Source organism: Sorangium sp. So ce204 (genome assembly GCF_051526795.1).
In the GTDB taxonomy this organism is placed as follows: domain Bacteria; phylum Myxococcota_A; class Polyangia; order Polyangiales; family Polyangiaceae; genus Sorangium; species Sorangium cellulosum_B.
The window spans coordinates 5,628,135-5,647,714 of sequence record NZ_CP150317.1 but is presented as its reverse complement, the minus strand read 5'-3'; the positions used below and the strand labels follow the sequence as shown (position 1 = coordinate 5,647,714).

The 19,580-nt window shown below is 71.8% G+C and carries 14 protein-coding genes and 2 tRNA genes; 12 read left to right on the top strand and 4 right to left on the bottom strand.

Annotated features, from left to right (window positions below):
- Positions 1-2: 2 nt before the first annotated feature.
- Positions 3-920 carry an NUDIX hydrolase gene (locus WMF22_RS20980; protein WP_438036807.1) on the bottom strand — a complete coding sequence of 306 codons (918 nt, stop codon included), beginning with the start codon at positions 918-920 and terminating at the stop codon, positions 3-5.
- A 547-nt stretch (positions 921-1,467) separates the two neighbouring features.
- Between WMF22_RS20980 and WMF22_RS20975 the strand changes: the two genes are divergently transcribed.
- Positions 1,468-1,830: a TraR/DksA family transcriptional regulator gene (locus WMF22_RS20975; RefSeq protein WP_012236416.1), complete on the top strand. Its 363-nt coding sequence runs from the start codon at positions 1,468-1,470 to the stop codon at positions 1,828-1,830.
- Positions 1,831-1,956: 126 nt separating this feature from the next.
- Here the strand turns inward: WMF22_RS20975 and uvrA are convergent, their stop codons facing one another.
- The gene (gene uvrA, locus WMF22_RS20970) at positions 1,957-4,974 is read right to left on the bottom strand and encodes an excinuclease ABC subunit UvrA (protein ID WP_438036806.1); all 3,018 of its coding nucleotides are present in this window, start codon (positions 4,972-4,974) and stop codon (positions 1,957-1,959) included.
- 269 nt (positions 4,975-5,243) lie between these two features.
- Here uvrA and WMF22_RS20965 point away from each other — a divergent pair, with 269 nt between their 5' ends.
- The 10 genes from WMF22_RS20965 (at position 5,244) to WMF22_RS20920 (ending at position 15,394) form a co-directional block, all read left to right on the top strand.
- A complete protein-coding gene (locus tag WMF22_RS20965) occupies positions 5,244-6,302 on the top strand; it encodes a formylglycine-generating enzyme family protein (protein ID WP_437300815.1) in 1,059 nt (352 codons plus the stop codon).
- 1 nt (position 6,303) lies between these two features.
- Complete coding sequence (locus WMF22_RS20960) at positions 6,304-7,293, top strand: formylglycine-generating enzyme family protein (RefSeq protein ID WP_437300814.1); 990 nt, start codon at positions 6,304-6,306, stop codon at positions 7,291-7,293.
- 337 nt (positions 7,294-7,630) lie between these two features.
- Positions 7,631-7,704, top strand: a tRNA-Ile gene (locus WMF22_RS20955).
- Between the two features lie 35 nt (positions 7,705-7,739).
- Positions 7,740-8,495, top strand: coding sequence for a zinc ribbon domain-containing protein (locus WMF22_RS20950; protein ID WP_437300813.1), 756 nt, complete (start codon positions 7,740-7,742; stop codon positions 8,493-8,495).
- A 13-nt stretch (positions 8,496-8,508) separates the two neighbouring features.
- A complete protein-coding gene (locus tag WMF22_RS20945; protein WP_438036805.1) occupies positions 8,509-9,780 on the top strand; it encodes a serine/threonine-protein kinase in 1,272 nt (423 codons plus the stop codon).
- Positions 9,781-9,942: 162 nt separating this feature from the next.
- Positions 9,943-10,464 carry a hypothetical protein gene (locus WMF22_RS20940; RefSeq protein ID WP_437300811.1) on the top strand — a complete coding sequence of 174 codons (522 nt, stop codon included), beginning with the start codon at positions 9,943-9,945 and terminating at the stop codon, positions 10,462-10,464.
- Between the two features lie 24 nt (positions 10,465-10,488).
- The gene (locus WMF22_RS20935) at positions 10,489-12,891 is read left to right on the top strand and encodes a PrkA family serine protein kinase (protein ID WP_438036804.1); all 2,403 of its coding nucleotides are present in this window, start codon (positions 10,489-10,491) and stop codon (positions 12,889-12,891) included.
- 8 nt (positions 12,892-12,899) lie between these two features.
- Complete coding sequence (locus WMF22_RS20930; RefSeq protein ID WP_437300809.1) at positions 12,900-13,694, top strand: TatD family hydrolase; 795 nt, start codon at positions 12,900-12,902, stop codon at positions 13,692-13,694.
- A gap of 67 nt (positions 13,695-13,761) precedes the next feature.
- On the top strand, positions 13,762-15,150 hold the full coding sequence (locus tag WMF22_RS20925; RefSeq protein WP_438036803.1) for a TonB family protein: 1,389 nt from the start codon (positions 13,762-13,764) through the stop codon (positions 15,148-15,150).
- Between the two features lie 167 nt (positions 15,151-15,317).
- Positions 15,318-15,394 (top strand) — tRNA-Met (locus WMF22_RS20920).
- A 59-nt stretch (positions 15,395-15,453) separates the two neighbouring features.
- Here the strand turns inward: WMF22_RS20920 and WMF22_RS20915 are convergent.
- Positions 15,454-17,013, bottom strand: a complete 1,560-nt coding sequence (locus tag WMF22_RS20915; RefSeq protein WP_438036802.1) for a L,D-transpeptidase — start codon at positions 17,011-17,013, stop codon at positions 15,454-15,456.
- Between the two features lie 293 nt (positions 17,014-17,306).
- Here WMF22_RS20915 and WMF22_RS20910 point away from each other — a divergent pair, with 293 nt between their 5' ends.
- Positions 17,307-17,921, top strand: a complete 615-nt coding sequence (locus tag WMF22_RS20910) for a protein-tyrosine phosphatase family protein (RefSeq protein ID WP_438036801.1) — start codon at positions 17,307-17,309, stop codon at positions 17,919-17,921.
- On the opposite strand, the gene murJ is transcribed toward WMF22_RS20910, so the two are convergent.
- Positions 17,890-19,545 (bottom strand): murein biosynthesis integral membrane protein MurJ, encoded by a 1,656-nt coding sequence (murJ, locus tag WMF22_RS20905; protein ID WP_437300804.1) that lies wholly within the window; start codon positions 19,543-19,545, stop codon positions 17,890-17,892. The two genes, WMF22_RS20910 and murJ, sit on opposite strands and share 32 nt — an antisense overlap.
- Positions 19,546-19,580 lie beyond the last annotated feature (35 nt).

Genomic DNA, 19,580 nt, shown 5'->3' with positions numbered 1-19,580 from the left:
GCTCACTCCTCGAGATCAGGCGTCGCCGGCACGGAGGGGGCATTCGTCTGGGGGGCGTCGAAGCTGGTCGGCACGGGTGGATCTGGCTCTCGTTCCTGTTTGATGTGGATCAGGGATCCATGTGCGCAGCATTCTTCGGCGACGAAGCGCCCGTTGCGCAGGACGTAACGGGTCGGACCCTCGGCGCGCCGATCGCGGGCCTCGTGCGAAGGGTCGCCTGGCAGCGCCAGGTAGGGCGGCTCGGCCCCATCGCCCGGGACGAAGCGCGGACAGATCGGCAAGAGCGACTGGCGTTCCGCGAGCGCCACGGCGCTGCGCACGTCTGCGACAGCGGCGAGGAGCTCGAGCGTGCGTGAAGTCGGCGGAGCGAGAAGGATCTCCCCACGCGCGGCGCGCTCCAGGACCTCGGACGGCGCTGCCCAGAAGCTCATCGTCGTCTCGTGCCCGTCGTGTCGCCCGATCTGGCCTGGCGGCAGCGGTAGCAGGAAGAAGCGCGCGTCGAAGCGCCGCGCCTCGGCGAGGGGCGTGATCCACCGCGCCCACGGGACGAGCGCCGCGAGCGCGAGCTTCAGGCCGCGCCGCGCGAGGACCGCATCGAGCGGCGCCCCGGCGGCGAGCTCCCGCCCCACCACGTCGACCTCGTCGCCGGACAGCGGGAGATCGGTCGGCAGGATGCCCCCTTCCTCCAGCGTCTCGCGGCACGCGGCCACACACAGCGCTCGCGCCGGCGTCTCGCCCGTCGCGAACGCAGCGGCGCGCGCCGGTGGCTCGGTCGCCCGATCCCTCCAGACTTCCGCGCCGTCCTGCGCGTCCACTTTCCCACCAGGGAACACCACGGCGCCCCCCATGAAGCTCGAGCTCGCGTGGCGGCGAACGCAGAACACCTCGATTCCAGCGCGACCGTCACGGAGGACGATCACCGTCGAGGCATCGCGGGGACGGACCGGGGTTCGGTTCTGATCGAAATCCAGCAATATGGGATAAATTTGTTCCACGTGAGCTGCCTTTCGTCAAACCGTCCGCTGCGTCTCATTTCCGGCGTGCTCTGGGGTGAGCATGCGGGTTTGAGGCCAAGTCCGCCGCCTTTTCCGGCGGCTCGGGGACTTCCCGCAGATGCTTTCCACGCTGTCCCGACAACCGATGGCGACCGATGCCGCAGCGCCCGGTCGGTCGCGCGGGTGACGGCGCGTGACGGCGACCGATGGCGCGTGACGGCGACCGATCGCGAATCGAGAGGCGTTGGCCGCAGTGAGTCCGGGCGATCTCTGCCTGCGACGGAGGCGTCGTTGACGGGCTCGGCTCCCACGCCTAGAATCCCGCGCCTCGCAATTTCGGGGGGCTGTCTGGCCTCTCCGGACATGTCGCGGAGCCGTAAGTCCCGGCAGCCGGGGTCAGCGCCCCGCGGCTTGCATGCGCCAGGGAGCTCAGACGGCAGCGCCGAACGGCGCATTCGACGCGAGAGGACCTATGAACAAGGCCCAGCTGAAAAAGTTCAAGACCCTGCTTGAGACGAAGCGCGACGAGATCGTCAAGAAGGCCAAGCAAACGCTGACCGAAGACATGATGCTCGACGCGAACGATCTCCCTGACGAGATGGACCTCGCGTCGAGCGAGTACCTGCAGTCGTTCACCTTCCGGCTCCGTGGCCGCGAGAAGTCGTTCCTCGACAAGATCCAGAAGGCGCTCGTGAAGATCGAGGACGGCTCGTTCGGCAAGTGCGAGGAGTGTGAGGAGGAGATCTCGGCGAAGCGCCTCGAGGCGCGCCCCGAGACGACCCTGTGCATCCGCTGCAAAGAGGATCAGGAGAGGGTCGAGAAGGACTACGGCTGACGCTGCGTCGCGCGAGGAGGCCGGCCGCCGGTCGCCTCCTTGCGCGAGGGTGCCTCGGCGCCGTCGGGCGTGCGCTCCCGCTCCCGGTCCACGTCGCGCGGACCGGGCGGGGCCACGCCCGTTCTGCTATTTGCGGGCGGCCGCGCGGCCGCGCGGCGGCTGCGGGGTGCGGCGCTTCGACGCCGTGAGCACCTCGCGCAGGTACGCGCCGGTGTAGGACGCCTCCTCCTGCGCGATGTCCTCCGGGGTGCCGGCGGCGACGATCGTCCCGCCGCGCTCGCCGCCCTCGGGGCCCAGGTCGATCACCCAGTCGCTGCAGGCGATCACGTCGAGGTTGTGCTCGATCACGAGGACGGTGTTCCCGGCGTCGCGCAGGCTCATCAGGCTCGCGGTGAGCACCTCGATGTCGGAGAAGTGCAGGCCCGTCGTCGGCTCGTCGAGCACGTAGAGCGTGCGGCCGGTGGCCTTGCGCGCGAGCTCGCGCGCGAGCTTCACGCGCTGCGCCTCGCCGCCCGAGAGCGTCGTCGCGGGCTGCCCCAGCGTGATGTAGCCGAGGCCGACCCGCGCGAGCGCGGCGAGCCGCTCCCGGACGCGGGGGAGCGCCTCGAACTGGTCGATCGCCTGCTCGACCGTCAGGTCGAGCGCGTCGGCGATCGACATCCCGCGGTAGAGCACCTCGAGCGTCTCGCGGTTGTACCGGCGGCCGCCGCACGTCTCGCACGTCACGAAGATGTCGGGCAGGAAGTGCATCTCGATCCGGAGCACGCCGTCGCCCTGGCAGGCCTCGCACCGGCCGCCCTTCACGTTGAACGAGAAGCGGCCCGCCTTGTAGCCGCGCGTCCTCGCCTCCGGGAGGCCCGCGTAGAGCTCGCGCAGGAGCCCGAAGACCCCCGTGTACGTCGCCGGGTTCGAGCGCGGCGTGCGGCCGATCGGGGCTTGATCGATCGAGATGACCTTGTCGATGTGCGAGAGGCCCTCGATGCCGTCGCACGCGCCGATCGGGGCGGAGCTCCTGTACAGCTCGTTCTTCGCGGCCGGCAGCAGCGTGTCGACGATGAGGCTCGACTTGCCCGAGCCGGACACGCCGGTGACCGTGCAGAAGAGGCCGACGGGGATCTCGGCCGTGACGTTGAGGAGGTTGTGGGCCCGCGCGCCGCTCACGCGGATGAAGCGCCCGTCGGGGCGCTGGCGCTTCGTGGGGATCGCCAGCTGCTTCTTGCCGCTGAGGTACGGGCCGGTGATCGACGCCGGATCGGCGCTCAGCTCCTCCGGCGTGCCCTGCGCCACCACGTTGCCGCCGTGCACGCCCGCGCCCGGGCCCATGTCCACGATGTGGTCGGCCGCGAGGATGGCGTCGCGGTCGTGCTCGACGACGACCACGGTGTTGCCGAGGTCCACGAGCCGCCTGAGCGCCTCGAGCAGGCGCGTGTTGTCGCGCGCGTGCAGGCCCACCGAGGGCTCGTCGAGCACGTAGAGCACGCCGACGAGCGCGGCCCCGATCTGCGTCGCGAGGCGGATGCGCTGGCCCTCGCCGCCGGAGAGGGTCTGCGCGGAGCGGTCGAGCGTGAGGTAGTCGAGCCCGACGTCGATGAGGAACCCGAGGCGGGCGATCACCGCCCGGAGCAGCGGCTCGGCGATCGCGCGCTCGCGCGGCGCGAGCGCGCCGTCGACGTGGGCCTCGCCCGCGGCCTGCCCGTCGGCGGAGGCCCGCGGCGCGCTCCCCTTTGCGGCCTGCGGCGCGCTCCCCTTTGCGGCCTGCGGCGCGCCTTCCTTCGGCGGCATGAGGCCCTCGAGGAAGACGCGCAGCGTGCGCAGCGGCAGGGTGCCGACGTCCGCGATGTTGCGATCCTCGAGGCGCACGGCGAGCGCCTCCGGGCGCAGGCGCCTGCCGTCGCAGGCGTCGCACACGCGCGTGATGACGAAGCGGCCGATCTCGTCGGAGAGCACGGCGCTGTCCTCGTCGGGATCGGCCTCCTCCTCGTCGGCGAGGGCGGGCTCGCCGCTGCTCAGCAGGCGCTCGAGCCGCGGGATGATCCCCTCGTAGGCGGCCTTCTTCTTCCCCCGGCCGCCGGCGCCCTGGGCGTCGCTCCCCTCGAGGATCGCCTGCCGCACCGCCGCCGGCAGCTTCGCCCACGGGACGTCCGGATCACAGCCGAGCGCGCTGACGGCCCGCTCCGTCTCCGTGGCGAGCGAGAGCGAGCCGCGGCGCCCCCAGGCCACCACCGCGCCCTCGCGGAGCGTGCGGCGAGGATCGGGGACCACGCGGTCCGGATCGATGCGGGTCCTCGCGCCGATGCCGTCGCAGGCGGGGCACGCGCCGTGCGGGCCGTTGAAGGAGAACATCCGCGGCTCGATGGGCGGCAGCGAGATGCCGCAGTCGATGCACGCGAAGCGCTCGCTCATCCAGAGCGGCTCGATCTTCATGCCGTCGCTGGAGATGTCGACGAGCAGCCTGCCCTCGCCCAGCTTGAGCGCGAGCTCGACGGAGTCGGTGAGCCGGCCCTTGATGCCGTCCTTGACCACGATCCGGTCCACGACCACGTCGAGGTCGTGCGCGCGCGTCCGGTCGAGGACGATCTCGTCGCCGAGATCGACGATCTCGCCGTCGATGCGCGCTCGCACGAAGCCCTCCCGGCGCAGCCGCTCGATGTCGAGCTTCAGCTCTCCGCGGCGGCCTCGCGCGATGGGCGCCATGATCGTGACCCGCGTCTTGTCGCCGAAATCGAGGATGCGGTCGACGATCTGCTGCACCGTCTGGGCCTCGATCCGCTTGCCGCACGCGGGGCAATGCGGGGTGCCGACGCGCGCGAAGAGCAGGCGGAGGTAGTCCGAGATCTCGGTCACCGTGCCGACGGTCGATCGCGGGCTCTTCGCCAGCGCGCGCTGCTCGATCGCGATGGCGGGCGAGAGGCCCTCGATCGACTCGACGTCCGGCTTGGACAGCTGCTCGAGGAACTGCCGCGCGTAGGCGGAGAGCGACTCGACGTAGCGCCGCTGCCCTTCCGCGTAGATGGTGTCGAACGCCAGGGACGACTTGCCCGAGCCGCTCGGGCCGGTGATCACCACCAGGCGGTCGCGCGGAAGCGACACGCTGACGTTCTTGAGGTTGTGCTGCCGGGCGCCTCGAACGACCAGTCGATCCATAGGGGGAACCGGAGAGCTATCACACACGGAAGCGGGCGTGGCGCCGCTCCTGCTCGCCGCTCGCTGCTCTGTCGGCTCTGTTGCTCCTGTTGCCCCTGTTGCCCCTGTTGCCCCTGTTGCCCTGGTAGCCCCGCCCCGTCGCACGCCGCGACGCGCCGCGCACGGCGCGCCAGGTCTTCCGGTTGTCTTACAATTCTTCTCACGTCGCTGCGCTGCGAGCTGGACTATGAGAGGGCGCGCAGGTGGAAGCGCGTGCAAGGAGTGTCCTGATGGCGGTCGGCGCCGGCGCTGCGCTCGGCGTGGTCGCGCTCCTTGCGCGGTACACCCCTGAGCTCGACGCGCTGCTGCTCGAGCCGCCCTCGCCGTCCGGGCGCTCCGAGCCCGGTCCCGCTGCGGCGCGTTCTGCCGGGCCCGCGGCACCGGCATCGTCCACGCCTGCACCCGCCACGGCCGCTGGTCAGGAGGAGGCAGCAGCGCCCGCTCCGGGCTCACCTCCCGGTGCTGCTCCGGTTCCGCAAAGCGCGAGCCGGCAGGCCGCCGCGGCGGCCCCGCTGGTCGATCCCTTCGCGGAGGATCCGGTGGCGCGCGCTGCGTGTCCCGCCGACATGACCCTCGTGGAGGGCGATTTCTGTCCATCCCTCCCGTATGTCTGCACCCGCAGCGGCGATGGAGCCGGCCATGGCTGCCCCGAGTACGGGCGCGGCGCCCGCTGTCGGGCTCCTTTGGATCACCGGCGCTTCTGCATCGACCGCCACGAGTGGCCGAACCGGGTGGGCGAGCTCCCGCGCGTCTACGTCGACTGGAACGAAGCGAAGTCGCTCTGCGCCTCGATCGGCAGGCGGCTGTGCCGGCGCTCCGAGTGGATGCTCGCTTGCGAAGGACCGAAGCGCCTGCCGTATCCTTGGGGCTTCGTGCGCACGCCCAGCCCTTGCAACATCGACCGCGCCGCGATCGAGTTCGACATCGACGCCATGGTGGACGAGGCGACCCGCGAGGGCGAGATCGCCCGGCTGTGGCAGGCCGATCCCATCGGATCGCACCCGAACTGCATCAGCGCCTACGGGGCGTACGACCTCTCCGGCAACGTCGACGAGTGGACCGACAACCTCGCCGACGATCCGGGCACGTCGCGCCCGGCCACGCTCAACGGCGGCTACTGGGGTCCTGTTCGGAACACCTGCCGCCTCACGACCGGAGGGCACGGGCCGACGTTCAAGTTCTACCAGGTCGGCTTCCGCTGCTGCGCGGACACCGTCGACGGCGTCGTCACCCCGCCGCCGCGGCCCTTCATCGAGCGCGACCGCGAGAAGGACGGCGTGTACGACTGACATGCGCGAGCGCATCGCCTTCATCGCCGCCCTCGTCGTCGCCGCCCTGGTGAGCGCGCTCCTCTTCGCCCCCCGCTTCCAGAGGCCGCCTGGGCCGCTCGACGCGGCGGGCGCGGCCCCGGCTGAGAGCACCGCCCCGCCGGAGCCGGCCCCGCCCGCGCCCGCGCTTTCGCCTCCTGCGCCACCGCCGCTGCCCGCGTACGTGCGCGTCGACCCGGAGAGCCGCGCGGCGTGCCTCGGCGGGATGGTGCTCGTCGACGGCATCTATTGCCCGTACGTCGGGCACCGCTGCGCCGCTTACATCGACGAGGAGAAGGACATCTGCGCCCGGTTCGAGCCGGAGGTCCTCTGCGAGGGGCGCCTCCAGCACCGGCGCTTCTGCATCGACGTCTTCGAGTACCCGAACATCGAGGGCGTCCGCCCGGTGGTGATGGTCAACTGGCTGGAGGCGAAGCGCGCCTGCGAGATCGAGGGCAAGCGGCTCTGCTCCGGCGAGGAGTGGGAGTTCGCGTGCGAGGGGCCGCAGATGTGGCCCTATCCTTACGGGATCGCTCGCGATCCCGACGCCTGCAACATCGACAGGAAGATCTCGATGCCGGTGCTAGAGACGTTCGCTGACCCATGGAAGATCTCGGCGGAGGTCGAGCGGCTCGATCGCCGGGTTGCGTCCGGGGAGATGCACCGGTGCGTCAGCCCCTTCGGCGTGCGCGACATGACCGGCAACGTCGACGAGTGGGTGAACAATGAGCTCGGCACGCTGGACGAGAAGCCGTTCCGATCGACGCTGAAAGGGGGCTACTGGGGGCCGATCCGCTCGCGATGCCGCCCGGTCACGTCGACGCACAACCGGTGGTTCCGCTTCTATCAGGTCGGGTTCCGGTGCTGCTCCGACGCGCTCGACGGGGGCAAGGCCGTGACCCCGGCGGCAAAAACAGCGCGCATCCCGCGCCGCAGCCCGATGGTCGATCCGGGCGGGCGGCAGGGGCCGTGAGGGGCCGCAGCCCGAGCGGGCCTCTGGCGTGGCCCATGGCGCGGCCTCTGGCGTGGCCTCTGGCGTGGCCTCTGGCGTGGCCTCTGGCGTGGCCTCTGGCGTGGACTGACCGCGCACGCCGGCGCAATGTCCCTGCGCCATGCCCGGCGAGGCCCCCCTCGCGCTGCGCCCCGTCCGCGGACGGGCTTCCTCACGGCCGAGCCACCCCCGACCGCCGTGGCGCCGTCGTGGAACCCGGTCCGGCCGAACCGCTCCCCTTCCAACTGCGCGCCGCTTGGACTACGTTGTCCGCCGGTGCGAAAGTGGGCGGCCCCGATCGGGGTTCGCCCTTGTACCAGGGCCTATAGCTCAATCGGTCAGAGCCCCCGGCTCATAACCGGGCTGTTCCTGGTTCGAGTCCAGGTGGGCCCACGAAAGCCACGAAACAGAAGGAGACAAGGAAGCACGTGAGCATCCGCGAGCAGATCGCATTCCTCGAAGAGCTGTCGGCCATCGACAGCGAGATCCGCCGCATCGATGAGCAGCTCGACAAGCAGCGCGGCAGCCTGGAAGGGATGCGGTCCGACCTGAAGCGGCTAGAGGAGCGGCTGAAGGGCGATCGGGAGACCCTGGCGGCGATGGAGAAGACGCGCTCCGAGCTCGTCGTCGAGCTCCGCCAGATGTCGAGCCAGATCGAGCGCTCGCGGGAGAAGCTGCAGCGCTCCCGGAACGAGCGCGAGTCCAACGCGGCGCAGCGCGAGATCGAGGAGCTGCGCAAGCTGCACCGCGATCGCGAGGAAGAGATCGAGCGGCTGAACTCGGCCTCCGAGGGGGCGCGCTCGGCGATCGACGTGGCGGAGGCGAAGCGCGTCGAGCTGGCAGGGGCGATCGACGGCAGCGCGCCGGGGACGCAGGCGTCGCTGGCCGCGCTCGAGGCCGAGCGCACCCAGCGCGCCGACGCGCGCCAGCAGGTGGTCGGCAAGCTGCCGGTCGTCCTGTACCGCCGCTACGAGTCGATCCGGACGCGCAGGCCCGTCGCGATCGCCCGCACCTACGACGGCACATGCCTCGGCTGCCACCTGTCCGTGCCGCCGATGATGTTCCAGAAGATGCGCCGCCAGGAGGAGTTCGAGCGGTGCCCGAACTGCAACCGGATCCTCTACTACATGCCGCCGGAGCCCGCGACGGGCAGCACGCCGGCCGCGGACCCCTCCCGCGCCTGATCCCGGGTGCGGCTTGAAGACGTGCTCCGCCTGTTTCAGGCTCTTCTCGCACGACAGCGGCTTCTGTCCGGTCGACGGGCAGCGCCTCATCCCGGTCGCTGAGGTAGCGCCGCCGGTCCACCCGGAGGACAGGCGCGTCGGCGCGACCCTCTGCGGCGGGCGCTACCAGATCTGGCGGATCGTCGCCGACGGGGGCATGGGGCGCGTCTACCAGGCGCTCGATCTTCGGACCGGTCGCAGCGTCGCCCTGAAGATCCTCCACCCCGAGGTCGCGCTCGACGAGGTGAGCGTCGAGCGCTTTCACCGCGAGTTCGAGGTCAGCGCGTCGCTACCCCACGAACAGATCGTCGAGGTGCTCGCCTTCGAGAAGACCGAGGACCACAGCTTCGCGCTGGTCATGGAGTACCTCGAGGGCGAGGAGCTGCGGACGGTCCTCAAGCGCGACAAGGTGCTGCCCCCCGAGCGCCTGGTTCGGATGCTGTCGCAGATCGCGCTCGGCCTCGAGGAGGCGCACAAGCGCAAGGTCGTGCACCGCGATCTCAAGCCGGACAACATCTTCCTGGTCGGCACGCACGACGGCGACAGGGTGAAGATCCTCGATTTCGGCAGCGTGCGCGACAACAGCGAGGGCGCGAAGAAGCTGACCGTCGTCGGCACGACGATCGGGTCGCCCTTCTACATGTCCCCCGAGCAGGCGCAGGGGCTGCTCGCGCTCGACCATCGCGCCGACGTCTGGTCGGTCGCGGCGATCGTGTTCGAGTGCGTCACGGGGCAGGTCCCGTTCCACGCGCCGACCGGTCCGATGATCCTCGTGGCCATCATGGGCAGCAATCCGCTGCCTCCGAGCGTGGCGGGCAAGGCGTACGGAGCGCCGGCCTCGCTCGATCCGGTGATGGAGGAGGCCTTCATGAAAAGCCCGGAGGCGCGCCTGCCCTCCGTCGGCCTGCTCGCCGATCGCGTGGGCCAGGCGTACGGCCTCGCGGGCTCGCACCGCGACTGGGCGCACCTGCCGCAGAAGGAGCTCGCGGCCCGGATCCGCGCCGCGCTGCCGTCGGTCCTGGCCCGCCAGCCGCATGCCTCGGCGAGGGTGGGCGCGGTCGCCGCCGGCGCGAGCGGCGGGTCGAGCGCCGCCGCGGTCATCGCGCCCTCGCCGGACGCTTCCGAGGCGTTCGCCGAGGACATCGTGATGGGCGTGCCACAGCGCTTGCCGCGGTGGGTCATCCCCACGGTGGCCGGCGCGGCAGCGCTGCTCTGTGCGCTCGTCGCGCTGCTGATCTCGCGCTGACGGCGGCGCCGTGCCGTGCGCTCGTGCGACGTTGCGCCTTACGCGCCGCGGCGGCGGCGCATGGCGCATGGCGCACGCGCGCTGCGGTTCAGTGCGCCATCGTCCCGGGCGCCGGGGCCCCGCGTTCGCGCTGGCGACGCCGCTGTGTTATTTGTGTTGACCATGAGCACTCATCCTTCAACTCGGACCGGCAAGCCCCTCTCCACCGCGATGTGCCTGATCGCGCTCTCCGGGCTCCCCGTCCTGGGCTGTAGCCAGAGCGAAGCGGCGACCTCTCGCGGCGCCACCGAGGCGGCACCTGCAGCCCCACCCCAGGGCGGAAAATCGAAGGTCGAGGATGCGGTCTACACCCTCGAAATGAAGCCGACAGGGACGTACAAGGCCGGCCAGGAGGGGCTCGTGGAGGTGTCGCTCCTGTCGAAGGGCGACTACCACATCAACGACAAGTACCCCATCAAGTTCAAGGTCACCGAGGCGGCCGCCGAGGGCGTTTCGTACCCGAAGCCCTTGCTCAAGCGCGAGGACGGCGCGTTCGAGGAGAACAAGGGCGTCCTCAAGGTCCCGTTCGTGGCGGCCAAGAAGGGCAAGACCAAGGTGGCGGGCGTGCTCTCCTTCAGCATCTGCAGCGCCGCGAATTGCCTGATGCAGAAGCAGGAGCTCGAGGCGGTCGTCGACGTGCAGTAGGCGGAACGGTAAACTCAGCCTCACGTGAACAACGACACCTCCGGTTACCGGGGGGGCCAGCCCAGCGAGGTCGGCCCCAGCCAGACGGTCCAAGGCAGTGCGGCTGAGCGGGCTCGAAAGGCCCTCTCCGAGCTGGATGCCATCGCCTCCTCGATGGCCAGGCGGTTCAACGAAGAGCAGCGGGTCCTCTCCTTCCAGCAGTACCTGGAGCTCTTCGCTTCCAATCCGGTCCGCTTCGGACGCGACGCGGCTCGCTACGTCCGCGACATGTTCGACCATTTCGGCACGCGGACGATCAAGAAGCCCTGGGGGGAGCTGACCCGGTTCCAGCTCTTCGATCTGCCGTGGGAGCTGCCCGCGACGGAGCCCGCGCAGCAGGGCGCGCCGGCCGCGGCTTCGTACCATGGGCGGGACTTCGCGCTGATCGGCCACGAAGAGCTGCAGGCCGAGGTCTACCGGGTGCTCTGCAACTTCGTGCGCGAGGGCAGGGCCAACAGGCTCGTCCTGATGCACGGGCCGAACGGCTCAGCGAAGAGCACGCTCGCCGCCTGCATCCTGCGCGCCCTGGAGCACTACTCGACCCTCGATGAGGGGGCAGTGTACCGCTTCCACTGGGTGTTCCCGAGCCGCAAGACGATGCGCGGCTCGATCGGCTTCGGCGGCGACGTGAAGGCGAGCGCCGCGGACGGCACGAGCTACGCCCACCTCGAGGACGACCAGATCGACGCCCGGCTCGTGATCGAGCTCAGGGATCACCCGCTGTTCCTGCTCCCGGTGCGAGAGCGGCGGGCGCTCATCCTGAAGCTCTACGAGGACGCCGGCGCGACGGAGCCGCCGCCCGAGTGGCTGATGAGCGGCAAGCTGTCGCACAAGAACCAGCAGGTCTTCGAGGCGCTTCTCGTGGCGAGCGGCGGCTCGCTCGTCGAGACGTTGCGGCACGTCCAGGTCGAGCGGTACTTCATCTCCCGCCGCTACCGCGTCGGCGCCGTCACGATCGGCCCGGAGCTCTCGGTCGACGCCGGCGAGCGGCAGATCACGGCAGATCGCTCGCTCGCCTCGCTCCCGACCTCGCTCCAGGCGACGACGCTCTTCGAGGCGCACGGTGAGCTCATCGAGGCCGCCGGGGGCGTGCTCGAGTTCAGCGATCTCCTCAAGCGGCCGCTCGACGCTTTCCGGTACCTCCAGCTCACGCTGGAGACGGGGGAGGTCAGCCTGCCGCAGCAGACGGTGCAGACGAACGTCGTGATGATCGGCAGCGCCAACGACGTGCACCTCAACGCCTTCCGGGAGCACCCGGAGTTCCCGAGCTTCCGCGGGCGCTTCGAGCTCCTGCGCGCGCCCTACCTCCGGAGCTACCCTGACGAGCAGGCGATCTACGACACGCAGATCGTCCCGTTCGTGACCCGCCACGTCGCCCCGCACGCGACGCGCGTCGCCGCGCAGTTCGCCGTGCTCACCCGCATGCGGCAGCCGGAGGCGAAGCGGTACCCCGACGCGCTCGCGCCGCTCGTCTCGAGCCTCACGGCCGTCGAGAAGATGGAGCTGTTCGCGACCGGCACGGCGCCGGAGCGGTTCGACGCCGAGGCGCAGAAGGTCCTGCGCGCGGGCATCGAGGCGATCTACCACGAGAGCGACGCGTCCGTGGATTTCGAGGGGCGCCTCGGCGTCTCGCCGCGCGAGGTGCGGACGCTCCTGCTCGACGCGGCGCAGAGCGAGGACCACGCGTGCCTCTCCCCGTTCGCGGTGCTCTCGGAGCTCGACGCGCTCTGCAAGCGGCAGGCGGAGTACGACTGGCTCAAGGAGAAGCAGCTCGCGGGCGGCTACCACGATCACCGGCTCTTCCGTGAGGTCGTGCGCACGCGCCTGCTCGACACGACCGAGGAGGAGATGCGGACGGCCAGCGGCCTCGTCGACGAGACGCGCTACGCCGAGCTGTTCGATCGGTACGTCTCCCACGTCGGCGTCTGGGTGAAGGGGGAGAAGATCAGGAACCCGCACACCGGCGACTTCGAGAACCCGGACGAGCGCATGATGCGCGAGGTGGAGGGGCTCCTCGGGGTCCGCACGAAGCACGACGATCACCGGCGCGGCCTGATCTCGGCCATCGCGGCGTGGGCCATCGACCACCCTGGGCAGAAGATCGTCAACGCGGTCGTGTTCCCGCAGCAGATCCGCAAGCTGCGGGAGGCGGTGTTCACGGAGCGGCGCAAGGGCGTGGCGCTCCTGGTCCGCGATCTCGTCGCGCTCCTGCGCGACGCGCAGAGCGACGGCAAGTCCGAGAAGGGCTGGGGCGAGCTGCGCGAGGAGGAGCGCAGGAACGCGACGCGCGCGCTCGAGCGGCTGCGCGGGATGGGCTACTGCGACAGCTGCGCGCTCGACGCCGCGAGCGCGCTGCTCCGCGCGCGCTTCGCCGAGCTCGTCACCTGAATCGAAGCATGATCATCGATTCCCACTGCCACGTCGATCCGCGTCACTTCCGCGAGGGAGCCGACGCCGTCCTGGACCGCGCGCGGGCCGCCGGCGTGGACGCGTTCGTGGTCGTCGGCGTCGACGCGGATCTCTCCGCGGCGCGCTTCGCCGCGGATCTCGCGGCGCGGCGCGCCGACGTGCACGCCGCGGTCGGCGTCCATCCGCACGACGCCTCTGCCTTGGACGACCGGATGCTCGCGGAGCTCGAGGTCCTCGCGCGCCTGCCCGAGGTCGTGGCCGTCGGCGAGATCGGCCTCGACTACCACTACATGCACTCGCCGAAGGACACACAGCAGCGCGTCTTCGCCGACCTCGTCGCCCTCGCTCGGAGGGTGGAGAAGCCCATCGTCATCCACACGCGCGAGGCGCCGGAAGACACGCTCGCGATCCTGGAGCGCGCCCAGGCGAGCGACGTCGGCGGCATCATCCATTGCTTCTCCGAGGATCGCGCGTTCGCCGAGCGGGCGCTCGCGCTCGATTTCGACCTCTCGTTCTCGGGCATCGTGACCTTCAAGACCGCGCGCGCGATCCAGGAGGTCGCCGCCTGGGCTCCGGGGGATCGGATCCTGGTCGAGACGGACAGCCCTTACCTCGCGCCGGTGCCGTTCCGGGGGAAACGGTGCGAGCCAGGGCACGTGCTGCACACGGCGCGCTTCGTCGCGGAGCTCCGGGGCGAGCCCTTCGAGGCGCTGGCCGCGCGCACGGCGGAGAACACCCGCAGGCGGCTGCGGCTCCCGCAGGACGGCGCGCTCACCGGCTGAGGCGAGCGCGCGCGGTCCGCGCCTGCGGGCTCGCCCCACGCACGTCTCGAGGCATAGTGACAGCACGATGGCGCAGGGGTCTCGCGACGGTCGCCGGATCGCATCCGCGTGGGCGCTCTCCGTCGCGGCCCACGCAGGGCTGGTGGGCGCAGGCGCGCTGGTCGTCGCAGGCTCGTTCTCGGGGCGGGAGGTAGCGCGCGCGCGGACGGTCGGGTCGTCCGCCGCGATGAGCGCGCCGATCGAGATCGAGCTGCCCGTCGTCACGGACGGCACGCTCGACCGCGCGGCGGCGACCGCGTCCGAGCTGGCCGTCCGCCTTTCGCGCGGCGGAGGGGAAGCCGCACCGCGGCCGGACACGGGGACGAGCGGGCGTGGCGGTACCGACGCGGCGGAGCTGCCTGCGTTGAACCTCGCCGACAGGGACGACGCGATCTTTCTGTCTCCAGAGATCCGTTCGCGCCTCGACAGGAGCCAGATCCAGCGCATCCGCTCGTCGTCCCAGCGCGCGTCGCGCGAGGACTGGCGCGCCAGCCGGGAGCCCATGGAGCTCACGTTCCTCGCGGGGGGGCGGGTCGGCCGTCGGGCCGAGCGACGCACGTCGGCCGAGCGCGATCCGTCGCTCGGGGCGCGTGATGGGGGCGCGCCCCAGCGTCGCGGCGGTGAGCTCGGCGCTGCGGCCCAGCCTGCAGGCACCGACGGCGCGACCGACGTGTCCGCCGCGCGCGACGCGCCGCTTTCCCTGGGGGCGAGCCCGCGCGCCACCGGCGGCGCCGTCGAGGGCGGCGAGCGCGCGTCCGCGGGGCTGGGCGTTCGCGACGGGCGGCCCGGCGAGGATCACCGCGAGAGCGCGGCGGTTCCGCTGGCGCGGCCGATGGTCGCTGTGGGCACGCCCTCCGTCCCCGCCGACGCCGTGGGGCACCCGAACGACACGGTGGACAGCGAGCAGGAGGTGGCGACGGCGATCCAGTCGCTCGTTCACGCCAGCTCGGCCGGAGGGGCGCGTGGGTTCGGGCCAGGCGGACAGGCAGGACCGGGCGCGACCGGCGCGGGTGGCGTGGCGGGCCGCGGTGCGCGTTCCAGCGCGCTCGGTTCCGGGCGCGGCCGGCTGCTCGACAACGATCCGCTCGATCGCAGGCGCAGCCACTACATGAGGCAGGTCATGGCCAAGCTGCACCCGCTGTGGGCCGACGCGTTTCCCAAGTGGGCCGCAGGCGAGGGGCTTCAGGGGACGGTGATCGTGACCTTCGTGATCCGCGCGGATGGGACGGTGGGGAGCGCGTCGGTGACGCGGCCGAGCGGCATCCCCGAGTTCGATGAGAACTGCCGGCGCGCGGTGCTGCGCGGTTCGCCGTACCCCCCGGTGCCGCCCGAGCTCGGCGAGAGCTTCCGGTGGTCGATGCCGTTCGAGGCGAGGAACCCCGCGGTCCTGCCGAAGCACCGAGAGCGCGAACGGTGATGCCGAGCGATCTTCGGGGATGACCGGGAAGGCAGAGAAGGCAGAGAAGGCAGAGAAGGCAGAGAAGGCGGAGAAGGCAGAGATGACCGCGACGATCACGCGCCGTAACGCGCACGACCTCGCTTGACAGAGTGGAGACGGGGCGGTACTAGTCCGCCCTCACTTTTGCCGAAGTAGCTCAGCTGGCTAGAGCAGGCGTTTCATACGCGCCGGGTCGGGGGTTCGATTCCCTCCTTCGGCACCAGCAATGGTGACAGTCGGCCGCTGGCCTCCCTCGGAGGGCCAGCGGTGGCTGCGTGAACATCAAGGCCGCACGTGAACGAGGGTTCCTCCCTCGTCGTTGCTATATACAGCGTGCCAGCCTTCGGGGAGCTCCGGCTCGGCCCACAGGAAGATGCGCCGCGCATCGATGGGCGTCAGCGCGATGTCGTGGAAGCCTTGCGCTTCGCCGACCCCGGCGCTCCAGTACATGCCGGTGATCGCCTGGCCCGGCGCGAGGTCCATCACCCACGGGGCGTCGGTGACGTCGAAGCTGTCGGCGACTTCGCGCGGATCGATGTTGCGCGTGACGTGCTTGCTCCGTACGCGGAAGGTGCCGCGCGCGGTGGAAGCGGTCGATTCAGGGTCGCGCAGCTGGTCGCGTCCGGACGAGATCAGCGTGGCGTAGATGGGCTTCTGCCCCTCGTAGGCCGTCAGGGTCTGGTTCACCAGGCTGACGTCGAGCCAGCGCTGCGCGCCTTTGGCGAAGTCGGGGAGCTTGGTGCGACGGACGACGACGACAAGGTCCTGCGCGCGCAGCCAGAAGCCGTCGCGCGCCTCCTCGAAGCGGACGCCGTCCACCGTCCTGAACCTGCCCGTGAGCGGCACGCCCGTGTGGCGCTCGAGCTCCTCGTCGTTCGCGTTCGCCTTGCCGCGTCCGAGCGACCACATGTGAACGTCGTGGCGATGGACGAACGCCACAGGCAGCCCGAGCTTCTCGACATCGAGGCCGTGCCACGGTGATCCGAGCGCGGCCTGGAGCCGGTCGGTCGGGACGAGCCGTCCTTCCGGCGTCACGCCGAACCTGCGTCCGTCGTCCGCTCCCGCCGTGAACGTGCGGGTGATCGCGACCCCGCTGCCTTTGCGCAGCGCCACCGTCTTCAGCGCGGCGCGCAGATCGACGCGGGCGCCGTCCTTTCCGCCGATGTCGATGCCGAGCGCGGCGACGGGCGGGAGCGGCGCGATCGCGTCGGCGATGGGGAAGAGGAAGTATCCGGCCTCGGTCCTGCGCCCGTCCTCGCCGATGCCGTCGCCTCCCGGCAGCAGCACCGGGGGCCCGGAGGAGACGCCGCGCGCGTCCAGCGGGACGTCGTTGGCCGACGCGCCGAGCTGCGCGTCGCTGCGCCGCACACGCTCGAGGTGGCGATCGAGATCCGGCTCGGCGTGCTGCAGCTCCTCGCGGCTGGGCACCCCGAAATACGCCGGGGCGCCCTGGGTTCGCGCGCGGCCATAGCGGTAGGGGAGGGGCCGCGACGTGTCGGGCAGAGCCGGCAGGAGCGCGAGCACGTCGGTGTTCAGCGTCGCGCCGTCGCCCGCGCAGACGAACCCCCGAGGGCGGATCGCATACCAGCCGCCGCTGCACCCCGCGCGTCCGTACGGCTCCGAGGACCTCACGACGGCGGCGCCAGGATAGAGCTCGCCGAGCTTGCGTGCGCCCGCCTGCGGACGCGCGAGCACGGGCGTCCCTGCGCGAAGCGCGACCAGCTTGGGGCCGTCCGCTGGCAGCGCGGCGACCTCGATCGCCTCGTCGCTCGCCCCCTCCTTCGACAGCTCCACCGCCGCGCCTGCCGGCTTGCATCCGCACACGGCCAGCGCGACGAGCACGCTTGCGAGCCTCCCATCGACGCGTCGCGAGCGGGGGCCGCCGTCAGGGCGCCGCGGCGCGCAGGGCAGCGGCGTCCGGAGGCGCGGAGGTGAGACCGAGCGGGAGAGATCCCTCGGCAAGGAAGCGGGCGGCATCTGTCGATGCATGCCCGGTTCGCGCGCGCTGGGCCAAGTTCCGTGGCGTCGCCCGCGCATCGTCGGTGCGCTCGGGGCGCGTGTCGTGGGCGCGCGTCATCGGCCCGCGTGCCGCCCGGCCGCTGGCGCGACGCGGGCGTCGACGCCATGAGGTGCGCGTGCGCCTTCGCCCTGCGCTGGTGTTCCTCCTGCTCGCGCCGTATGCCCTCGTTTTCTATGCATTCCTGGCGTTGCGCCGCGCCTCCGCGTCGCTCCGGCCCCGGCAGCCGTGGCGCACGTGGGTGAGCCCGAACCTCCTGATCGGGGGGTTCCTTCTTCCAGGCGACGTGGTCGAGCTCCGTCGCCTCGGCGTCCGCGCCGTGCTCAACGTGTCGCGCGAGCTGTACGATCCGGTGCTCGCGCTGCGCGCGGCGGGGGTCGAGTACCTGCGCATCCCCTGCTGGGACATGTGCGCTCCCACGCTCGAGGAGGCCGCGCGCGGCGTGGCGTTCCTCGAGCGGCATATCGTCGCTGGCCACCGTGTCCACGTCCATTGCGCGAGCGGCGTGGGCAGGAGCGTCACGCTCGCGCTCTGCTACCTCGCCACCCGCGGCGGCATCGAGGTGGGCGAGGCGCTCGCCCTGATCGAGCGACGGCGCCCGCGCGTCGCGCTGCGCCCCGTGCAGCGCGCGTTCGTCGAGCGCTACGTCGCGTGGCACCGTGCGCATGCGGAGGGCCGTGCGCGCGCGGCGCCGCCCATGATCACCTCCGGCGGAGGAGGGACTTCAGGCTGAAGAGCCCGAGCGCCGGCGCCGCGACGGCGAAGGCGCCGCCGCACGCAGCGAGGATGAGCGCGGCACCCCACGGCGCCGCGGCCACCGCCTCGGGCAGCGCCGCCTTCAACGCGGCGCCGCAGCCGACCGATATCGCCGCGAGCAAGGCCACGCGGCCGATCCGGATCTGATCCAGCCCGAGCCCGCCGATCTCGCGCCGCAGGCGGCGCCCGAGGGCGATCGCCTCGACCCATCCCGCGATGACGGCGCCGAGCACCACGCCGAGCACGTCGAGCCACTGCATCAGGAGGAGCGCGACGGCGGTGCTGACGACCACGCGATAGAGCGCGTAGCGGGCCGGGGTCCTCGTGTCCCCCAGGGCGAACGACGTGGTGATCAGCACGCGCCCGGCGGCGTTCCCGAGCAGCGCGAGCCCGTAGGCGCACACGAGCGGCTCGACCCGCGCCGTCGAGGCCTGGTCGAACGTCCCGGTCTGCAGCAGCAGCGTGATGAGCTCCCGCCCGAGCACCATGAACACGGCCGCGGCCGGCACGGTCAGCACCGTGATCCGCGCGAGCGACGCCCCGAGTCGGCGCGACAGCGCCTCGTTGCGCCGCGCGACGTCGGCTCCGGCCGTGTCGCGCGCCATCTCGGGCAGCGCGACCGCGGCCTCGCCGACGCCGAGGACGCTCATCGGCAGGAGGTAGACCGTCTGCGCGTAGCTGAAGGCCGCGTTCGCGCCGGCGCCGAGGAAGCTCACGAGGAGCGTGTCGACGAGCCCGGACACCTGGATGATCCCGCGGCCGAGCAGCGCGGCGGGCAGCTTGCTGCCGGCCTCTCGGACGCTCGGGTCGCGCGCGTCGAGGCGCGGCCTGAGCCCGCCGAGCAGCGAGCGCGCCGTGGGGAGCAACAGCGAGAGCTGCAGCGCCGCACCCGCGAGCGCGCTCCATGCGAGCGCCTCGGCGAGCGGCTCCCCGCGCATGCCGAGCCACGCGCCGCAGGCGAGCAGCCCCGCGATCTGGGCGGCGCTCCACGCGACGGGCGCGGCGTACGGGAGGAAGAACCGCCGGTGCGCGTTGAGCACGCCGAGCCCCCACGCGGACAGCACGAGCAGGCCGGTCATCGGGAAGATGATCCGGACGATCCGGGTCGTGCTGGCGAGCTTGTCGTCGTCGAAGCCCGCCGCGACCAGGAAGGACAGCCACGGCGCCGCGAGCACGCCGGTGAGCGACGCGGCCGCGGCGGCGACGAGCAGGATCCCGAGGGCGGCGAGCGCGAAGTGCGCCGCGCGCCGCGCGTCGCCTGCCGCGCGGAGGCGCGCGTAGACGGGGATGAAGGTCGCGGAGAGCGTCCCTTCGCCAAGCAGGTTCTGGGTGATGTTGCCCGCGCGGAACGCCGCGGCGAGCACGTCGGCGAGCTCGGATGTCCCGAAGAAGTGCGCCGTCACCCGCTGGCGGAGCAGCCCGACGAGCCGCGAGAGGATGATCCCGGCGGTGACCATCGCCGACGAGCGCGCCGCGCTGGTCGCCTTCTCCTGCCCGGCCGCCGGCGAGCCTGCGCTGGTCGCCGGGGGCGCGCCCGGGGCTGCGCTCGCCGGCGTGGTCCCTGCCTGGATGGCGGCGGGCGGATGGAGATCGGGCGGCACGGCGGCGCTTCTATCAGACCTCCCGCCCCCGGGCG

Excerpts from the sequence above, each read along its gene's own strand:
- WMF22_RS20975 (WP_012236416.1), top strand. The coding sequence starts at position 1,468 with ATGAACAAGGCCCAGCTGAAAAAGTTCAAGACCCTGCTTGAGACGAAG.
- uvrA (WP_438036806.1), bottom strand. The coding sequence starts at position 4,974 with ATGGATCGACTGGTCGTTCGAGGCGCCCGGCAGCACAACCTCAAGAAC.
- WMF22_RS20965 (WP_437300815.1), top strand. The coding sequence starts at position 5,244 with ATGGCGGTCGGCGCCGGCGCTGCGCTCGGCGTGGTCGCGCTCCTTGCG.
- WMF22_RS20925 (WP_438036803.1), top strand. The coding sequence starts at position 13,762 with ATGGCGCAGGGGTCTCGCGACGGTCGCCGGATCGCATCCGCGTGGGCG.
- WMF22_RS20940 (WP_437300811.1), top strand. The coding sequence starts at position 9,943 with ATGAGCACTCATCCTTCAACTCGGACCGGCAAGCCCCTCTCCACCGCG.
- WMF22_RS20960 (WP_437300814.1), top strand. The coding sequence starts at position 6,304 with ATGCGCGAGCGCATCGCCTTCATCGCCGCCCTCGTCGTCGCCGCCCTG.
- WMF22_RS20930 (WP_437300809.1), top strand. The coding sequence starts at position 12,900 with ATGATCATCGATTCCCACTGCCACGTCGATCCGCGTCACTTCCGCGAG.